This is a genomic window from Peptoniphilus sp., from assembly GCF_050943655.1.
In the GTDB taxonomy this organism is placed as follows: Bacteria; Bacillota; Clostridia; order Tissierellales; family Peptoniphilaceae; genus Peptoniphilus_A.
The window spans coordinates 1-3896 of record NZ_JBMNPQ010000102.1; the positions used below are offsets into that span (position 1 = coordinate 1).

The window sequence follows — 3896 nt, forward strand, 5'->3', positions numbered from 1 at the left end:
ATTTCAGATTCTATACCATTATTTTGGTACACCATTATCAATAGGCCTTCTAATAATCTTCTCATCATAACAGCTGTACAATCATACAGGTTATTTTAATAACTTGCATTTATTTGTTTGCAAATAGATTGAAAATTTTGTTGCAAACCATAAAATATAGCTGAGGGTAAAATTGTTTCGTTTTGCTCTATAGTAGTATCATCTATTACATCCCAACTATAAATATCATCAATCCATTTTTCCATACTAGAAGTCCATTCAGACCAATTACGCGAACTGTTGATCAGAGAAATAACTTCTGTTTTTAAGTCTACGTATATCTGTTCATCTGTCCATTTTGCTGATCTCAAGGCTCTTATATATTTATTTAAAATGTAATTTGCAGTTTGATTGTTCCAATAGGTAAAATTTGACTTTCCTTTATTATCAATCCTTCTTATTTCCTGTTCAATAGGAGTCAAAGATTTGATGTAAGCTATACCTCCGAGCTTATCTAGAAAAGTGTTTACAGAATCTTGTAACAAGTCCCCATCCTCATTATACTTAAAGTATTGTGAAACTCCAATATTAATACATTCCACGAGCAATTCGTAAGAATAATTAGTTGTTAAATGAGCTAGATCCGATTTCCCTTTTTCATTTAATTTGAAAGGATATATTTTTTCATTAATTATTGTTTCAATTTTCTTTTTACCCATAACTATTCCTTCATTTGAAATCTAATAGCTAAGTTAGAAAAAGATGAATTCTCTTTTATTTCTTGGGATGGTATAAAAATATATTTCCATTCTTTCCCGGAATTTTCTTTTGCCCAACTAGTAACTACATCACAAAATTGAACTGCCTTTTTACTCTTTGCCATAACATCAGCGTCTTCAATTTTGTCTTCTCCCTTAACTTCAACAATGTAGAGATAATCTTCTGTTTCTACAACAAAATCAGGCACATAATGCTTACCCCTATTGTAGGTTATATTAAATTCATTTTGTGCTGGTCTAAGCCATTTAGTTACTTTAAAATCTCTTTCTAAAATTCTCGCAAGAATAAGTTCAGGTTTACTATCAAACTTCGTACTTGAAAATACACCTTTCTTTATTCCATCAAATAGTATAGATTTTATATTCTCATCATAATTATCATATAAATTAAGCTGAGTTTTCCATGTATAAGTTTGTGGAAGATTATAATTTCTTGTTCCAATTACAGAATACCTAATAAAACTATTATCGCTGTAAAAATGGTCATTATCCATCATCTGCTCATATATTTTGTTAGCTATATCCTTCTTATTTATTAAAACGATGCTTTTCATTTGAGCAGCATTATATTTTTCTTCATAATGATTTACTACTTGTGAAATCAACTTGAACAAAAGGGAAGAAGACTTTTCATAGTCTATTTCAGGCTTAGCTCTTAATAAATCGAGAATTTCCTTTTTAGGATTAAAACTATCCATGTCTATGGAATTCACATCAATATGAGCTATATCTGAGAAATCTTGTAAATTTTGTATGATAAGGTCATTTCTTATAAGTACGTGATTAAAATCTTTTAGATCTAGATCAAAATCAATAAAGCCATATTCAGTAGCTCCAGCATCAATTATTCTAAGCTCAGGTATAGGGATAAATCTATTTATTGCTTCTTCATGTGTTTGTTCAACTGTCTTATCAATCAAATCATTTATAGAATTTTTATTCTTTTTATAAGCATCAGACAAGTCTTTATTTTCTTCGAGTTTCTTCTTTACTTTTTTTGCAACTTCTTCCTTTTGCTCGTTAGAAATATCTACATTATTGCTATCACTAATCTCCTTAATTATCTCATCTTTTACATGGCTTATAGTCTGATCAATAAGCTCATCTGATTTTTCTCCTTTTTCTACTCCTAAAGAATAAGCTTCTTCTTTGATTTCATCTTTATCCATTTCTGAAGTAGTTTGAGTAGTTGAGATATTTTCTTCAACTTCTTCAATCTTTATAATATTTCCTGCTTTGAAAATAGAATCTCCTTTTTTAGCCTCATCCAGAATATCTTGAAATTTATCATGTGCAGTTAAATAAACTCCATCAACTATTTCATTACCTGTTCTTTCTCCATAAGGCAGTCTTAATCCGCGACCTATCATTTGCTCTCTTAATACCTTAGAGGCAGCAGTTCTTAATGGAACGATTGTGTAGAGGTTATTTACATCCCATCCTTCTTTCAACATATTAACATGAATAACTATCTCTATAGGATTGTCATATTTTTCCACATCAAGTAATAATTTTGTGTTTTCTTCACTCTCTGCACCTGACTGTTTAGAATGGACTACGATAGTTTTATCCTTATATAAACCATCGGCAAATTCATCTGATTTTATAAAATTTTCAACCCATCTTGCATGGTTTGTATCCTTACAGACAATCATCATAAATGGCTTCACTTTCCTGATAGGATTATCTTTTGTATTGTTATTATAGTAATAGGATTCAAGCTCCATCTTTGCCCTTTCATGAAGTTTTAGACTATCTATAATCATAATCTTATCAAGTTCTTCGTCTCCAAAATTGTAGAAGTTCATATCAGTTCTTGTTCCAGCAAAAGGTGTTCTCGTATAACCATCTTCAATAGCCTTAGAAAGTGGATATTCATATACTACGTTTTTAAAAGGTATCTGTTTTGAACCACTTGTAACAATAGGAGTAGCAGTAAGTTCGAGTCCTAATAAAGGGTTCAATTCATTAAGCGCTTGCATACCCTTTTTTGCACGATAGTGATGAGATTCATCCATGATTAATACTAAATCCGGTAAATTAGCCAGATAACCATAAAAAGATTCTCCTATAACTTCATTTATCTTTTTCATTTTTGAATCTTCTTTATTAAACTTATCAATATTAAAAATAAAGATTCGCACATCTGACTCAAATAGAGATATAGGCTTTGTCCTATATTCATTATCAGTTATTACTTCTGGTGGTTTATGAAAACAACCTAGTCCTTTAAATACATATTTGGGGTTTGAAGGATCTGATAAATCTTTTTTTAACTTCTCATAGACTGTCGTACCTGGTGCTACCACAAAGAAATTTTTAATATTATGGTTTGTGTAAAGATATGCGATAAATGCACCCATAAGTCTAGTTTTACCAACACCCTATCGTGTCAAGTGTATGATAGTATTTTCTTTTAAAAATTAAATTAAATCTGCATGTCAACAAGTATAGTCTTGCGTACCAGTAAATGTATTTTTATATTCCAGTCCTCTTGCTTCACAAGCCATTTTTAACATCTTTTGGTACTGACTTTGAATCTTTGTGTTAGACTCCTTATAAAAATTTTCCTTTTGCTGCCAAAACTTATCTGCAAGATCAAGATATTCCTCAACCCTTTCTGCTGTATCAATAGGTTTTGCGCCTGATGAGCATAAATCATGAACTAAATCACGATCAATATGATATATTTGGTTACAGTAATTGTCAATGTCATTAAAATTATCTAGAAATTCCTTTAGTTTATTCCTATTTTTAATGAATGGTGGATTAGGCCCACCTGCACCAGATAAAATAAATGAAGTATACTCGCCTTCAAAATATAAATTTAATGCACACAAAAAAGTATCTAATCTATCATTACCTAATGATTTCTTTATATTATTTAATCCCCCTGTCACAGGAAATAGAGAAATATTTGCAGGTGTATAGGTCAAATTATTATAAGCAAAGATTCTATTCACTAAAGTTCTTTTACTTTCTTTATCCATTCTTGAACCGCTATTTTCTACAATATTTGATAAATATCTTACATGTTCCATTTTAAAATTAAAATCAACATCTCCACTTACTTCTATGCTATTATTATTTTGAAATTTGAAGCATATAATATCTTTCTTTGAGTCATTCTTCTTTTTA

General features: G+C 30.0%; 2 protein-coding genes and 1 pseudogene. All 3 read right to left on the bottom strand.

Annotated elements, in window-relative coordinates:
* Positions 1-95: 95 nt before the first annotated feature.
* Positions 96-698 carry a hypothetical protein gene (locus tag ACOX6R_RS07450; RefSeq protein WP_433448827.1) on the bottom strand — a complete coding sequence of 201 codons (603 nt, stop codon included), beginning with the start codon at positions 696-698 and terminating at the stop codon, positions 96-98.
* Positions 699-700: 2 nt separating this feature from the next.
* Positions 701-3130, bottom strand: a pseudogene (locus tag ACOX6R_RS07455) (DEAD/DEAH box helicase); the annotation flags it as partial.
* A 69-nt stretch (positions 3131-3199) separates the two neighbouring features.
* A partial coding sequence (locus ACOX6R_RS07460; RefSeq protein WP_433448829.1) for a hypothetical protein occupies positions 3200-3896 on the bottom strand: 697 nt, incomplete at its 5' end.